Genomic DNA, 15,300 nt, shown 5'->3' with positions numbered 1-15,300 from the left:
TCCAAGTGATGATCTCAGCCAGCAAGCATCTCCACCAACCTGCGCTCCAGTTCACTCTTGCGAAAGGGCTTGCGCAGAAAGCCGATGCGCGGGTCAAGCTGCCCGTCACTGGCGGCGATTTCTTCCGCGTGGCCAGAAACCAGTAGCACAGGAAGTCCCGGCCGTTCCCTGAGCATCATTTCGGCCAGTTGCCGGCCGCTAACCCCGCCGGGCATGACAACGTCGGAGAGCAGAAGATCGAACGGCTCACCGCCGCGCAACCGGACCAGGGCCGTGGTCGCAAGGGGTTCGGTCTCGACCTCGTATCCCAGCGACCGGACGATTATGGTGATATACTCCCGCACTTGGTCGTCATCATCGACAACCAGAATGCGCCCGCGCGGCGCGGCTTGCTCTGGTGCGGTTTCGGCCTCCGGCCTTTCGTCGTCGTTGACAGGCTGGACCTGACGCGGCAGCAGCAACTCGACAGTGGTGCCCATGCCCAAGCTGCTTTGAATGCGCAATTGCCCACCGGACTGGTGCACGAAACCATGAACCATGCTGAGACCCAACCCGCTGCCTGCGCCGACTGGTTTGGTGGTGAAGAATGGCTCGAATACCTGAGCCAGCGTGTCCTCATCCATCCCTTCGCCGGTGTCCGAAACTGCCACGCGCACGTATTCGCCCGCCTGCGGCGCATCGGGAGCGGTCGATCCGGTCAATGTCACCGCGCTTGTTTCGATGCGGAGCGTTCCGCCTTTGGGCATCGCATCGCGCGCATTCACGCAAAGATTGAGAAGCGCGTTTTCGAACATTGCCCGATCAACATGTACCATGCCAAGATTCTCGGCCAGTTCGAGCTCCAGCGTTATCGCCGGGGTTAACGAGCGTTCGACCAGCATCTGCATGCCTTCGACGATCTCATTTGCGTGGAAGTCACCGGGCGAGAGTGGCTGTTTGCGCGCAAAGGCGAGCAGGTGCTGCGTCAAGTCCGCAGCGCGTTCCGAGGCGATTATGATCTGCCGAGCTGTGGTCGCGCTCGGTTGGTCAGCGGGGAGCGTTTCGGCCAGTATTTCGGCATTGCCGAGGATCACGGTAAGCAGGTTGTTGAAATCATGCGCAATTCCCCCTGTCAGCTGACCCACCGCATCGAGCCGTTGTGACTGGCGCAACTGCGCCTCCAGCGCCTTCTGCTCGGACAGGTCGACGATGTTACCGATCATCCGGACCGGCTCGCCGGTGTCGTTGCGCAGAATGCTCGCCCGTTCGTGCACAGGGGCGTAGACGCCATCGCGTCTCCGAAGCCGATATTCACCCTCCCAAATGACCTCACCGCTACTGATCGCGGACTCGATTTGCATCAGGATATCGTCGCCGTCGTCGGGATGGACACAATCGACCCACGCGTTGCGCGGGACTTCGCGGGCTCCAGGAGTGTAGTCGGGGAGCCAGGCGGAGGCGTCGTTGACCCAGGTCATGTCGCTGGCGAGGTCGCGGTCGAAGATGAAGTCGCTTGACGCTTGCGCCACATAGCGGAACCGTTCTTCGATCCGGCACTGCGCGGTCACATCCCGAAAGAAGATCGTCAGTTTTTCGGGTGCTGGATGCGCATGCACTTCGAACCAGTTGCCGAGTCCTGCATAGTATAGCTCGGTTTTCTCCGGCGTCTGTCGCTCCATCGCTTTGCGAAAGTGAGAGTCAAACTTGCTGCCCACCAGGTCCGGAAGCAGATTCCAAAGGGAAATGCCTAGGAACGGGCGGCCAGAGAAAAAGAGATCTATGGCGTTCTGGTTTGCATAAGTGACCCGCCAGTCAGCGTCCATGGAAAGCACGCCATCTGTCGTGCTGGCCAGCACGGCCGAGAGTTCCTCCTCGCTTTCGGCAAGCTGTCTGGCGCTATTTTCCACCTCGTGCCGCAACTCTCGTTCCGCTCTGATCAGCGCGTATTCACGCAGGGCTAGCAAGACCGCAAAGCCGAACATTGTGGGCAGGACGAAGATATGCTCTGGGCGCAGATGCTCCCATCTGGCTGCCACGCCCGCTGCCAGGATCGCTGCGATCGCCAGTGCGGGAATCAAGGCTTCCACCGGACGGGGCGCCTGCCTGGGGAGCGCTGTGGGGTCAGCGGCGATATCGCTCGTATCCCTGTGCTCCAACCCAGCCCAGGCCAGGAAAACAACTGCGGCGATCCACAGCACATCATAGAAGGTGCCGGCGGCATAGGTTTCGTTCAGAATATCGAAGCCCAGGAAGAAATTGGCGACGGCATTGGCGCCGGTTGCGACCAGAATGAGCAGAAATGGAAAGCGGCGATCGCTCCGGACATACAAAACGAAGCATAGGAGGCCGAATGTCCAGGCGCTGAGACCCAAAGCCGCGAAACTGAAAACGACGGCAGCGCCCAGCCACCCTATCCCGGAGCCGATCAGAAGCGGCCCGTAAAGAAGGAACCCAATGGCCACCGTCGAGCATAGCGCAAGGGCGAAATTGGTCACCTGGATGCGGCTTCCGGGCGAACCGGCCAGAGAATAGTGAAACATGCCAACCATGACCAGAAGGCTGGAGGCAAAGAAGAATGCGTCGGCCGGGCTCGGCACAGGCAGAACCGCGCCAACCCAACCGTAGCCCAACCAGATCAAGTTGCCAGCCATGAACATAAAGCAAGCCAGCCCAAAGCAACGCCAGGCTTTGCGTCCCGACCCATCGCATTTCGCAGAGACGCGCAACACAATCAGACCGGCCACCAAGGCCGATGCTATCCAGCCTGCGATATACCAAAGTTCAGTGCCATACGGGCCCAGCCTGAGCAGCGCCGGGGCCATGGCGAAGAGAGCCAGAACGATCACCAGCAGGATCAGGACAAACCATCGTCTGCCGGAACTTCCCGAGCGAGCATCTGCTTCGGACCGCCCTTCGGTGGACTTCACGTATTCCACTGGCAAGGGTCACTCCTCATGCCCGTTTGTCCACCGTGGCATAGAACATGCAGAAGTCAGGCGGGTCCGCAGTCCGCAGGAAAACCGAACGATGGCCTATTCGGCAGAGCCGCGATAGCTGGCCATATGGGGAGGTGCGGTTCGCGCGTCCGCGTGGCCCGGCGTTCCAGGTCGTTGCTACACCTTTCCCGCCGGTTTACGTGGATTTTATCACGCGCGTCGCTGTCGTGAGAGAATAGCTTGGGCCCCAAGTCCAGAGATCGCTATCGGAGTCCATGACGATGGGGCCTGCCGTGGCGCAACTCGTGATGATCAGGCGCGCGGCAATGCTCTCCTCATCGCGCAGACCCGCCAAAACGATCCTGATCTTCTCTTCGGGATTGGGATAATAGCGATCGCGTGGCGCTGTCGGACGAAAGCGGCCCACACCTGCCGCTTGGCGATGTGGGCGCGTTGCATCTTGGCTTTATCGTACCGGCCTTTTGAACTTGCCGAAGCGAAATTGGCATCGCAAGGTTGGCGATGCGGAAAGTACCGTCGTGCCAGCCTGGGAAGAGGGCGGGGTTGCCATGCAAAACTGGCTCGGATAATGACAAGACACAATTAAAGGGAGGAAATCCATGACGTTTATTTTCAGCCGCTTGGCGGTAGCGGGTTCTCTTGTTGCACTCGGATTACCCGCCTTGGCTCAGACTGAGGTCAAGATTGCCTATGCGCTTGCCTCTGATAGCCACTACGGCGTGGCTGCTCAGAAGTTTGAAGAGGTGGTGTTGGCCGAAACCGGCGACCAGTTCGAGTTCAACCACTTCCCTTCATCCGGTCTCGGCGGTGAGCGCGAGGTGATCGAGGGACTTCAAATCGGCACCATCGAAGCGACCATCGTGTCCTCCGGCACCCTGGCGAATTTCGTGCCGGATACGGGTGTCTTCGATATCCCGTTCCTGTTTCGCGATCTTGACCATGCCCGCGCCGTACTGGACGGGCCGATCGGCGAAGAAATCCTTGGCAAGTTCGATGATGTCGGTCTGCACGGGCTGGCGTGGGGCGAACAGGGCTTCCGCCACATTACCAACAACCGCAACCCGATCAGAACCCCGGCCGATGTCGAGGGACTCAAGATTCGCACGATGGAGAACCCTGTCCACCTCGAGGCTTTCAACGCCATGGGTGCTGCGCCGACGCCGATGGCGTGGCCCGAGGTAATTTCCTCGCTGCAGCAGGGCGTGATCGATGGGCAGGAAAACCCTCTTTCTGTGATCGTCTCGGTCAAGCTCGACGAGGTTCAAAAGTATCTCACTCTCTCAGGTCACGTCTATTCCCCGGCGATGCTGCTGGTATCCAAGCCGTTCTGGGACGGGCTCGACGACAGTCAGAAAGCCGCTTTCGAAAACGCGGCCGCCGAGGCAGTGAAGGCGATGCGTGGCTATGTCGACGATGTGGAAACGACCGGCGTGAGAACGTTGGAAGAGCGCGGTATGGAAATCAATCAGTTGTCGAACGAGGAAAAGGCCACGTTCCAGGACTCGATCACCTCCGCCTATGAGAGCTACTACGAGACCTACAGTCAGGATTTGGTCGATTCGATCGTAAACTTCGAGTGACACGTTACCGCCGACGCCATCTTGGCGTCGGCTTACTTGCCGAGGTCGCGCCTTGAAACGGTTGGAACGGATATTTGTTGCCCTGAACGCTTGGGCATTGATTATCATGTTATCTGCCATGACTCTTGTCATCGGGGCGAACATAACGTTTCGATACCTGACCGGACATTCTGTTCCCTGGGCCGACGAGGCCGCTCGTTACCTGATGATATGGCTGACCTTCACCGGTGCGGGGCTGATACTGCGTAACGGCGGCCATGTGGCCATCACCAACCTGCAAGACGCTTTGCCTGCCTCAGGGCAAAAGTTCTTGCGTGCGGCTATCGTCGTGGGCCTGTTGATCTTCTTCGGTTTCATGGTCCATGTCGGCCTGCAATATGCGCAGCGCATGCAACTCCAGTTGACACCAGCCCTGCGCATCCCCTTTATCTACGTCTATGCCGCAATGCCGATTGGCTTCGGCCTTCTCATCATCCACTTGCTGATTATAGCGCGCCTATTCATCACGGCGGGCACCTACAAGCGTTCCGACGATGCCGGTGCCAAAGTCAACTCGCTCCCGGGTGGCCCCATTGGCTGAGATCCTTTTCCCGGCACTCTTTATTTTGCTGGCGCTTGGCCTTCCTGTGGCCTTCGCCATGGCAATCGCCGTCTTCGTAGCGCTCAGCTTCGGTTCCAACTACCCTCATCTCGTCGTCGTAAAGGAAATGTTCTCAGGCCTTGACAGCTTCCCTCTACTCGCGGTGCCGTTCTTCATACTGGCCGCCGAGATCATGACAGGCGGCGCCGTCACTTTGGCCATCCTGCGCCTCGCGCAATCGCTGGTCGGCCACATGAGAGGCGGTCTCGGGCACGCAAATGTCGTCAGTTCCGCAATGTTCGCAGGTATTTCCGGCAGTGCACTGGCCGATGCCGCTGGTCCTGGGACGATGATGATACGGATGATGGAAAAGGGCGGGTACGACCGCGCCTATGCCGGGGCGCTGACAATCGCCAGCTCCGTCGTCGGGCCGATTATTCCACCGTCCATCACGATGATTATCTACGCCATGCAGGATCAGTCGGTGTCGGTCGGATCGCTGTTCATGGCGGGCGTGCTGCCGGGGCTTTTGATCACCGCGCTGGTACTCATCGCGAACGCACGGGTCAGTCATGTTCGCGGCTATTCGACTGGCGCCCCCATGCCGCCGTTCAATGAGATCGCCCGCATCGCCTTTTACGCGTTGCCGGCCCTGTTGCTGATTCTGCTCATCGTGGGAGGTATCCGATTCGGTATCTTCACCCCGACCGAAGCCTCGGTGATTGCAGTATTCTATGCACTCTTCGTGGGGATGTTCATTTATCGATCTCTGCGGATCCGCGACCTTCCCGACATCATTCTGCGTGCGGCGCTCACATCCGGGGCGGTGCTTCTGATCCTCGGGGCAGCGCGCGCCTTTGCCTGGATCCTGGTCATCGAGAGCCTGCCGCAATATCTGGCTCAAACCATCATCGCATGGGACCTCGCGCCCATCGTGTTCCTGCTTTGTGTCAACGTGCTTCTGCTTGCCTTCGGTCTCTTCATGGACCCGCTGCCAGGTGTCATCATCCTCGTGCCGATCCTCGCGCCGATCAGCCTGGCCCTGGGGATTGATCCCAACCACTTTGCCATCGTGGTGATCTTCAACCTGACCCTTGGCCTGACCACGCCCCCCGTCGGAAGCCTGATCTTTGTCGTCTCCTCAACAGTGCAACTGAAACCGTCGGTCTTGATCCGGGAAATGCCGCCGTTCTTTTTGGCGCTGGCGGCGGCGTTGCTGCTCATTACCTTTATCCCGTTCCTGTCCACTTGGTTGCCAAACGTAAGCGGGTTCTGAGTAGAACGGACCTTTTGTCGATGACTCGCCCCTTTGAATTCGAGCTATGGTTAGCTGGTAAAGTGGTGGATCCTTGGCGCGACCTCGCTCGTCGCGACGATCAAGGCACCCCCGCGCGCCGGAGCCCATCCAGAAAAAACTCCAGATGTGACGGATCGCGCACGAAGAAGAGCCGCGAGCGCGCAAATTCGCGGGAGAAGCCGGGGCAGCCCCGCTTCAGCGGCGCGACGTTGGCATGCGCGGCGTCGAGGTCACCCGAATGCGCCAGCCATGAGATCAGCTTGGCGCGCGCCCAGTAGTGGGCGTTGGGAACCAGCGTGGCGCTGCGCGCCCAGTGCACGGCCCCCTCGCAGTCTCCGGCAAACATGTGCGCGAGCGAACGATAGGACATGAAGGCCCAGCGGAACGGATCCTGAGGACTTAGCGCGAGAGCGCGCTCGAAGCAGGGAATGGCGGCCTCGGGCCGGCCGTCTGAGACCAGCGTGTCCCCCAGTCCACAATGCGACAGGGCATGACAGGGGTTGAGCTCGAGGGCGGTCTCGAGCGCATCGATCGCCAGTCCGTACTCGCCGCGTGCCAGTTGCACCCGCCCGAGCGCGAAAAAGGAGTTGGCCTCCTGATCGTCCAGCATCACGCTGCGGTCGGCCAGCCGCAGCGCCTCGTCCAGATGGGTCTGATCCGTCGGCCCGTCAAAATAGACGCTTTCAAGGATCATGGCATATGCCAGCCGCGCGTATGGTTCCGGAAAATCCGGCGCGCGTGCGATCGACTGGCGCATCAGTTCCTGGCAGCGCCGGTTGCCCGCGCCAGTGAAGCGATAGAACTCGGCGGAACCGAGCTGGTAGAGTTCCCACGCCCCGAGGCTGCCGGGCCGCAGCCGCGCGGCCCGCTTCTGTTCGCTAATGCCGAGTTGGCTGGCGATGCGTGCGGCGACGAGCTCCGAAAGCTCGTCCTGCAGGTCGAAGATGTCCCGAAACGGACGGTCGAACCGTTCCGACCAGATGCAGCGCAAGCCCGGCGTCTGCGTCACCTGAAAGACGGCGCGGACCCGGTCCCCGGCAAGGCGCACGCTGCCCGTCACGGCATAGTCGGCACCGAGCCGGTCGAGGACCTCGTCAAGCGGTTCACCCGAGCGCCCGAGCGCGAAGGCGGAGTTGCGGGTGACGACGCGCATCCAGCGATTGCGCGACAGCGCGTTGATGAGATCTTCGGTCAAACCTTCTGCGATCACCGCGCCCCGCCCGTCATCGCCGGTCGGGGCACAGGGCAGGACTGCGATGCAGGGAAGCAGTTCGTGGCGTTGAGCTGGCGCATGCCGCGTGGTCGGTGTCGATCCGGCAACATCGGGATCGGGGTTGCTACGCAATCGGAAACCGCGGCCATGGACCGTGGCGATGACGGCCTGGCGCGTTCCGTCGTCACCCAGGGCCTTGCGCGCCGAGCGGATCTGGCTGCTGAGAGCCGCATCCGACACGAACCGCCCCGGCCATAGCTCCCGGAAGATCTCGTCGCGCGTCACCGTCCGGCCGCGATTGCAGGCAAGCAATGCGATCAGATCAAAGGTGCGCGGCTCGAGCGGCACGGGCCTGCCATCGAGGCGCAGTTCGTAGCGGTCGAAATCCAGCTCGAACGGGCCGAAGCGTAAGGCCCCGGTCGGCTTGCCGGGCATCGCGCCGACGGCGGCACCTTCCGAGCTGTCCTTTGTGCGCCCGATCAGGCCCGTAGCTGCGGCCGCCTGCGACGCCATCACTCGCCTTCTCCTGCAGTGCGGCCGATTGCGGCCGCATGCTGCATCGCTGCTGAAAGAGACAGTGTAGCGAATCTGACGCCGCCGCTCAACGCGGGCGGCGAACGGGGCGCCCTGCGCCCTCAGTCGCCGGGATTGCGCGCGCTGATCACCCAGGAGGAGCTGTCGATGACGATGCCATCGGCGTCGCGCACCTGGTCATCGATTGCTTCCGCCAGCGCGGCCTCGATCTCGGGTCGCTTCTGCTCGGCGAGATCGCCGGCCTCGCGGAAGACCTCGCCGGCCGGGCCGATGGCAAGCTGAAAGGCGATGGCGTCCTCGACATCATCGCCAACACGCACCGGGGCGTCGACGCGCTCGAACGCGATGTCGGTGTAGCCTGCGATTTCCATCATCTTGCGCACTGTCGCCTCGTCAGCCATCGAAAACGGGCCGGGACCGCATGTGCGCGCATCCTCGCCCGGTGCCGGGAGGTATTGCAGCACAATGTCCTTGGCCATCGAGAGCCACGGATTGTCGGCCGGGTCGCGCCAGACGATATGCACCATCCGCCCGCCCGGCCGTAGCGCGCGGCGCATGTTGCGCAGCCCGGCCACCGGATTGGCGAAGAACATCGTGCCAAAGCGCGAAAAGACAAAGTCAAATTCTCCTTCGGGTAGCGCCACCTCGGCGTCACCTCGCATGAAGGTCACGTTTGTCAAATCCGCGTCGGCCAGATCGGCCTTTGCATCGGCGAGAAAAGCGTCGCAGCAGTCAATGCCCACCACCTTGCCCTCCGGCCCGACGATACGAGCCAGCTTCATCGCTGTATCACCCCAACCGCAGCCCACGTCGAGCACGCGGTCCCCCGCCTTGACAGGCAGTTTCGGGAACACCGCCTCACTATGATAGGTGAGCCCGTCCACCAGAACGTGGCGGAATCGAGTGAATTTCGGGGCCAGCACCTCGTTCCAGAAGCGGACGAATTCCGTGTCTTCCCGGGGAGCGTCGGTTGCCGTTTCGGCCATGCTCATGGTTAGATCCTCCCTGCTGAATGTCTCTGGACCGCGCGGCTGAAGCAAGCCGGGCCCACAAGTTCATCCTACCCCTGTCAGACGCTGCGAAGCTTGTCGGATGTGTGGCGATTTCCTGATGATCGGTCGGGTCGGTCGCGTGCAGTCTGGTGCCATTTCAGGCCGTTGCATCATCCTCAGGATTTGCCCGACAGATCGTCAGAAGACCGACAAGCCCAACACGATCCGATCGTCTAACCTCGGCCGGAGGGCGCTTTGCCTGCGCCGGTGCAAATACAGGCATGACATGCAACCATGTAACACGGAGGAACTGTTCCCATGAAACGAGCACGCTTGCTGACAGGACTTGCGACGTCTATCGGTCTAGTGGCCGGAGCCGCGGCGGCTGACGAGATGTTCATCACCCATGATCTTGACATGGATCGTGCCGAGGCGGTCGCGACCATCCGTGATCGGGTCGAGGCCAAGGAGGATTGGCTTTTTCTGGGCGAGTTCGGACTCGCGGGCGGCGCCGTCACGGCGTTGAAGGTCTGCTACCTGCCGCTGGGTGGAGATATCGTTGCAGCCGGCCTTCACGTCATGGCGATGATGCCATGCGGCAACATGGCCTTTTACGAGACCGAGGACGGCAGCACGGAAATGTCCATGCTGGATCTTCGTTTCATGACCGAACTTTCCGACGCACCCAGCCTGGAGAAGGCCGTGGAAACCGGAAAACCCGCCTTCGACGCACTGCTGGCGGACACACTGGACGTTCGGTGAAACCCGCGTTGGTCAAGATGGCGGACCGTTGGGGAAACATCGAAATTCGCGCCCGCGCGGCACGGTTCGGTTCGTGCGATAGCCAAGTGCCCGCACAAGGGGCATATGGAACTCACGCTAAAGATCGATTTCCGCAAGGCCGTTCGATAAAACGGGACGATTGTCAGCGTCCACGACCTGAAACGACACCCGCTTCGCGCCATTGTGGATATCGATCACGCGATGCCGCATGAATAGCTCGGAACCGACAAACGCCTTGCCAGTCATGCGAGCGCCAAGACGTGTCAACCGCGTCGGGTCGCCATCTGCGAAGTTCCGCACGATCCAAAGCCCGGCGGCGCCCCAAGTGCAAGTCCCGTGCAGAATCGTGTCATCCAGCCCGGCTTGCCGCGCCGCGCTGCGTTCCGTGTGGATCGGGTTCCAGATGGTAGCGGCCTCAGAATATAGATGCGGCAGTGCGTGCGAAACGGTCAGCATCGGTGCGACATCCGGGATGAATTCATCCCCGATGGGGCCGAGGTCTGGCGGTTCCAAGATACTCCGGTCGGGTCCCTCCACATTGTCGCCGAGAAAGATTCCACAGAACCAGCTTTCTGCGATGGCCTCCCCGGTGTCGGCCGCCGAGGTGTCGAGCCGGACCGCTATATAGGCACCGATCCGAGTTTGGCGCAGCACACATATCTTGCCGCTTGTGGTGACGTGGATATCGGGACGCAGGCACTGAAACACCTTCGAATCCTGCTGAACATGAATGCACCTCCATATCTGGGCGTTGTCGGCACCCAGAACTGATCGGTAGGACTCACCATTCATCACTTGCCATTCGGAAATGACAATAGAAGTCGGTAATCCGACGATTCCGCCATCGCGCAGGTCGTTCAAGTAGACGTCTTCTGTCGCGCCAAGCGACGCAGCATAGCTCATCAGACGCCGCAGGGTGATATGGGTCTCGGCAGGGGGGATATCGGTTCCGACGATGTCGGAGCTAAGCACGTTTGACATAGTGTTCCTTTTTCTCAAGCTCGCCCAGGACAGCATCAACAGCCCCTGAAGAGTGCATCCGGTGCTCGTCATATGCCCTGATCACTCTCAGGGCTGGACCGAACACGAGCCCTGACTGTGCAAAGTGCCCGGTGATGCGATGCTGCACTACGCGCGCGCCTGTCGACAAGACTTGAGGCAGGGGTTGTGCGGTCAATCACTTGTTTTGGCGTTCCCTGCGCCGACGAGATTCTTCTGTATTTCAGATCCAAGTTGCTGTATCGCCGCTACTGCTGTTTGGAATCATGCAAAGATGATAGTGGGAATTGGAATGAAACAGGGTATTTTGAATTTCGGATCAAGCGTGGTTGTCACGTTTTTACTGGCTGGCCCGACACTCGCGCAATCTTGGCGCGGTCGAGGTTGGTGGGGAGACCGCGATCCTGGTCCAACTCCTGTTGCCGTGCCTGAAATTGATGCCTCGACCGGTCTTCTGGCTCTTGCTGCTGTTTTTGCGGCCACGCTCTTTATCTGGGAGCGTCGGCGCCGGCGCGCTTGAGCAGCCCTTAAAGCGATGCCATATTGTTGTGTGTGGGTTCGCGTATTGCGATTGACCCGTTGTTTGTAGTCTCCGATGAATCGCGAGGCGGCTGGGCGACGTGAAACCTTTCCGGCTTGTGTGGACGTCCCATTCTTGTGTCATATTGCCGTCAGGGTTCCAGTGGCAAGCGCCCATACGGCAATGAGCGAATTTGCCACCACATGCGCCAGTATAGCATCGCCCAAACGACCGCGCCGGATCATGATCAGCGCAAGGATGACGCCTGCGACGAACGCTTCTATCCAGCGTCCATGCAGCACCGCAAATAGCGCACTTGATGCCACGACGGCGAAGATCTGCCCGGTTCTGCCGCCGGTATCAAGCCGGCCAAGCAGGTAGCCGCGAAAGAACAATTCCTCGACGACAGGCACCAGCAGCATTGTGCCGATCAGGCGGCTTATAATCCAAAGCGTCAGAACGGTCGCACCAAGGCCATTCAGGGTCGTCGCAAGGGCTGCGTCAGTTGCGGATGGGGGTGGCTGAAAGACGATCCATGCTGTTCCGACAAGTATTCCCCCAGCGATCGCCACAGGGTCGACTCCCGAAATCAGATGCCAGTATTGTCGCCGAAAATAGGCTAGGGTCAGAAGCAACACGACCGTTGTCAGAGGATAGGCAAGGTCGGGATGAACCGAGATCGCAGAGGTCAGAATTCCCACCACCATGAAGGCAACGAAAGGGATAATGCGTGCAGCAAACCAGTCTTCGCGCAACGGAATTTTTAGACTTGGGGACGAAGAATGGCGATGGATCCAGGGCATGACTTGGGCCACAAACAACAGGAACACCGCGAGAACGGTAAAAAAGAGCCATCCCGCATAGCTGTGAAACCCTTTCACCGCGATTTCGGGGGATATGTGGGTTCCGATCATCACCAGGCTAGCGATGCGCACGACATTCAAAATCCAACTCAGCAACAGGCCCAGCGGTAGCATGATCAGCCAGAACCGGATGAAATGCAGATCGCGGCGAAACAGGAACCAGTAAAATCCGATAAAGACGGTCACCAGTGTGATCCCCTCCAATCCGGAACATTGGCTGGAGATGTGGACGCGAAAGGATTCGGTGCCGATGATGTAGGTTCCGGGATCAGCATAGACGCCCGACGCAAAGACAAACAACACGGCCACAACCGCGTCGAAAGTGAAACCCGTCAGCGCCTGCCAACTCCACAAGGGGAGTAGGTTGTTCGCAACATCGGGAATGACAATGGCCATGAAAAGAATGGGCAGCGGCCTAAACCGTTCCATCCGCAACCAGTCGCGCCAGACCCCCAAAGGGGCCGCAAGCGCAACGCCGGTTGCCCCGGCAAGAGCAAGCCCGCTCAACCAAGGGATAAGCGCGTAATAAAACTCGCCGGTCATATTGCGGGCGCCACCGACAATGAGGGGCAACAAAATCAACCCGACGCCGATCAGATGGGCGCCCCAGACCCAGCGTGCCGGGGGTTTTCGCGCCCGGCCGAGATGCAAGAGCCGGCTGTATGCTTCGGGTCGCGCCCAGAAGTAGAACCCGAGTGCCGCCAAGCTAACGATGCTGCGCGCGACAAGGCTTCGTAAAAGTTCACACCCGGCTTGTGCTCCGGTTTCACTACAATTGACAGTGGCAAAAAACTGATAGGCAACGGCAATACCGACAATCTCTGCCAGGAGCACAGCAGGGACCACAATGATGCGGGTTTTGAAGTTCGTCACACGCCACCATCCTACCCAGATGTTTTGAGACTATAGGGAAGGGCAAGAAAATCAACGCTGTCAGGATGGTGGTGCGCTCTTTCAGCCAGTTTTCCGGTGGTCCAGGAGGTTGCGCGCGGAGCCTTCGGCGCAACGAACACAAACCAGTTGCAGGTTGCCGCCCCACTTCGGCCCGAGCGCCAAAGGTCGAGGTCGGTTGCCAAGCGCTTTGTCAACCCGCCAATGAACACGGCCCCGAGGAGGCCGCATTCTCGAACTTTGGTGCCTCTGGCAACTTACCCTGCGATGAGGCCCAGGGACTCCAGCTTGAGGATGACTTGATGGGCGCAGTTGTCCACGTCCACGTTTTCGGTCTCAAGTCGCAGTTCGGGATTCTCCGGCACGTCATAAGGATCGGAGATGCCGGTGAATTCCTTGATCTTGCCAGCGCGGGCGAGTTTGTAGAGCCCCTTGCGGTCGCGGCGTTCGCATTCCTCGATCGATGTGGCGACGTGCACTTCGACAAAGGCGCCGTATTCCTCGATTTCCTCGCGCACGGAGCGCCGGGTGGCGGCATAGGGCGCGATCGGCGCGCAGATGGCGATGCCGCCGTTCTTGGTGATCTCGGAAGCGACATAGCCGATGCGGCGAATGTTCAGATCCCGGTGCTCTTTCGAGAAGCCCAGTTCCGAACTGAGGTTCTTGCGCACGATGTCGCCATCGAGAAGCGTGACCGGACGGCCGCCCATCTCCATCAGCTTGACCATGAGCGCGTTGGCGATAGTCGACTTGCCAGACCCGGAGAAGCCGGTGAAAAAGACCGTGAACCCCTGTTTGGCGCGCGGCGGGCGGGTGCGGCGCAACTCGGCCACCACTTCTGGGAAGGAGAACCAGTCGGGAATCTCCAGACCCTCGGCCAGACGTCGGCGCAGCTCGGTCCCCGAGATGTTGAGGATCGTAACGTTGTCGCGGTCCTCGATTTCGTCGGCGGGCTCGTATTGCGCGCGTTCCTGCACATAGACCATGTGCTTGAAATCGACCATCTCGACGCCGATTTCATCCTTGTACTGGCGAAACATGTCCTGCGCGTCATAGGGGCCGTAGAAATCCTCGCCCGCGCTGTTCTTGCCGGGGCCGGCATGATCGCGGCCGACGATGAAGTGGGTGCAGCCATGGTTTGCACGGATCAGCCCGTGCCAGACCGCCTCGCGCGGGCCGGCCATCCGCATGGCAAGGTTGAGCAGCGACATGCTCGTGGTGGCCTGCGGATATTTGTCGAGCACCGCCTCATAGCAGCGCACACGGGTGAAGTGGTCCACGTCGCCGGGTTTGGTCATGCCGACCACGGGGTGAATGAGCAGGTTGGCCTGTGCCTCCTTGGCGGCGCGGAACGTTAGTTCCTGATGCGCACGGTGCAGCGGGTTGCGCGTCTGGAACGCCACGACGCGTCGCCAGCCCAGTTTGCGAAACAGCGCGCGCAACTCGTTGGGTGTATCACGGCGCCCGCGAAAATCGTAGTGAACCGGTTGCTGGATACCGGTGACGGGGCCGCCGAGATAGACGGTGCCAGCGGTATTGTGCAGATAGTTCACCGCCGGATGCGCACTGTCGTCGGCTCCAAAGACCTTTTCGGCCTCGCGGCTCTTGTCCGGGGTCCAGCGGTCGGTCACAGTCATGGTGGCCAGGATCACGCCCTCCTGGTCGCGCAGGGCGATATCCTGCCCGATCTCCAGCCCTTCGGCGAATGTCTCTGCCACATCCAGCGTAATCGGCATTGGCCAGAGGTTGCCGTTGGCCAAGCGCATGTTCTCGACGACACCGTCGTAGTCAGCCTCGGTCATGAATCCCTTGAGCGGGTTGAAGCCGCCGTTCATCAAAAGCTCTAGGTCGCAGATCTGACGCAGGGAGAGATCCCAGCTAAGCAGGTCGGCAGCTTCGGATTTCAGCTTCTGTGCGGACTCATATGAAACGTAAAGCTCCGGGATAGGGGCGAGGTTCTGGCTGGTCATTTCAATCTCTCGGTGACTTGGGCATGATGAAATAGGGTCCGGGAAATCGGGGCCCCGCTGCGCCGGGCCATACTCCCGGTTCCTGAGCAAATTCAAGCGTGAAACGGGCAAGGCATACATTTTCGGGGGAAATGACGCTGTT

General features: G+C 60.2%; 12 protein-coding genes. 5 read left to right on the top strand and 7 right to left on the bottom strand.

Annotation, left to right across the window (positions count from 1 at the left end):
• Positions 1-14 precede the first annotated feature (14 nt).
• On the bottom strand, positions 15-2,915 hold the full coding sequence (locus BMW66_RS05335; RefSeq protein WP_093116203.1) for a hybrid sensor histidine kinase/response regulator: 2,901 nt from the start codon (positions 2,913-2,915) through the stop codon (positions 15-17).
• Between the two features lie 196 nt (positions 2,916-3,111).
• The gene (locus BMW66_RS05330) at positions 3,112-3,342 is read right to left on the bottom strand and encodes a hypothetical protein (protein WP_093116201.1); all 231 of its coding nucleotides are present in this window, start codon (positions 3,340-3,342) and stop codon (positions 3,112-3,114) included.
• A 193-nt stretch (positions 3,343-3,535) separates the two neighbouring features.
• Here BMW66_RS05330 and BMW66_RS05325 point away from each other — a divergent pair, with 193 nt between their 5' ends.
• From BMW66_RS05325 to BMW66_RS05315, 3 genes are read left to right on the top strand one after another with little or no spacing between them, the layout of a single operon-like run.
• Complete coding sequence (locus BMW66_RS05325) at positions 3,536-4,516, top strand: TRAP transporter substrate-binding protein (protein ID WP_093116199.1); 981 nt, start codon at positions 3,536-3,538, stop codon at positions 4,514-4,516.
• A gap of 52 nt (positions 4,517-4,568) precedes the next feature.
• The gene (locus BMW66_RS05320; protein ID WP_093116197.1) at positions 4,569-5,096 is read left to right on the top strand and encodes a TRAP transporter small permease; all 528 of its coding nucleotides are present in this window, start codon (positions 4,569-4,571) and stop codon (positions 5,094-5,096) included.
• Positions 5,089-6,372: a TRAP transporter large permease subunit gene (locus tag BMW66_RS05315; protein WP_093116195.1), complete on the top strand. Its 1,284-nt coding sequence runs from the start codon at positions 5,089-5,091 to the stop codon at positions 6,370-6,372. The genes BMW66_RS05320 and BMW66_RS05315 overlap by 8 nt, the downstream gene beginning before the upstream one ends.
• A gap of 100 nt (positions 6,373-6,472) precedes the next feature.
• Here BMW66_RS05315 and BMW66_RS05310 read toward each other — a convergent pair whose 3' ends face one another.
• Entirely contained in the window at positions 6,473-8,119 is a 1,647-nt protein-coding gene (locus BMW66_RS05310; RefSeq protein ID WP_093116193.1) for a winged helix-turn-helix domain-containing tetratricopeptide repeat protein, read from the bottom strand.
• A 122-nt stretch (positions 8,120-8,241) separates the two neighbouring features.
• On the bottom strand, positions 8,242-9,132 hold the full coding sequence (locus BMW66_RS05305) for a class I SAM-dependent methyltransferase (RefSeq protein WP_217639287.1): 891 nt from the start codon (positions 9,130-9,132) through the stop codon (positions 8,242-8,244).
• A gap of 318 nt (positions 9,133-9,450) precedes the next feature.
• On the opposite strand from BMW66_RS05305, the gene BMW66_RS05300 reads away from it, so the two are divergent.
• Positions 9,451-9,894, top strand: a complete 444-nt coding sequence (locus BMW66_RS05300) for a DUF302 domain-containing protein (protein ID WP_093116191.1) — start codon at positions 9,451-9,453, stop codon at positions 9,892-9,894.
• A 117-nt stretch (positions 9,895-10,011) separates the two neighbouring features.
• Here BMW66_RS05300 and BMW66_RS05295 read toward each other — a convergent pair whose 3' ends face one another.
• A complete protein-coding gene (locus BMW66_RS05295; RefSeq protein WP_175483166.1) occupies positions 10,012-10,932 on the bottom strand; it encodes a MaoC/PaaZ C-terminal domain-containing protein in 921 nt (306 codons plus the stop codon).
• A gap of 274 nt (positions 10,933-11,206) precedes the next feature.
• Between BMW66_RS05295 and BMW66_RS19965 the strand changes: the two genes are divergently transcribed.
• Positions 11,207-11,434 (top strand): VPEID-CTERM sorting domain-containing protein, encoded by a 228-nt coding sequence (locus BMW66_RS19965; RefSeq protein WP_245729367.1) that lies wholly within the window; start codon positions 11,207-11,209, stop codon positions 11,432-11,434.
• Between the two features lie 140 nt (positions 11,435-11,574).
• On the opposite strand, the gene xrtE is transcribed toward BMW66_RS19965, so the two are convergent.
• Positions 11,575-13,170: an exosortase E/protease, VPEID-CTERM system gene (gene xrtE, locus BMW66_RS05285; RefSeq protein WP_175483165.1), complete on the bottom strand. Its 1,596-nt coding sequence runs from the start codon at positions 13,168-13,170 to the stop codon at positions 11,575-11,577.
• 275 nt (positions 13,171-13,445) lie between these two features.
• On the bottom strand, positions 13,446-15,158 hold the full coding sequence (locus BMW66_RS05280; protein WP_093116183.1) for a bifunctional sulfate adenylyltransferase/adenylylsulfate kinase: 1,713 nt from the start codon (positions 15,156-15,158) through the stop codon (positions 13,446-13,448).
• Between the last annotated feature and the right edge of the window lie 142 nt (positions 15,159-15,300).

The sequence above is a fragment of the Salinihabitans flavidus genome (assembly GCF_900110425.1).
GTDB classification, from domain to species: domain Bacteria; phylum Pseudomonadota; class Alphaproteobacteria; order Rhodobacterales; family Rhodobacteraceae; genus Salinihabitans; species Salinihabitans flavidus.
This window is presented reverse-complemented; position numbering and strand designations above follow the sequence as displayed.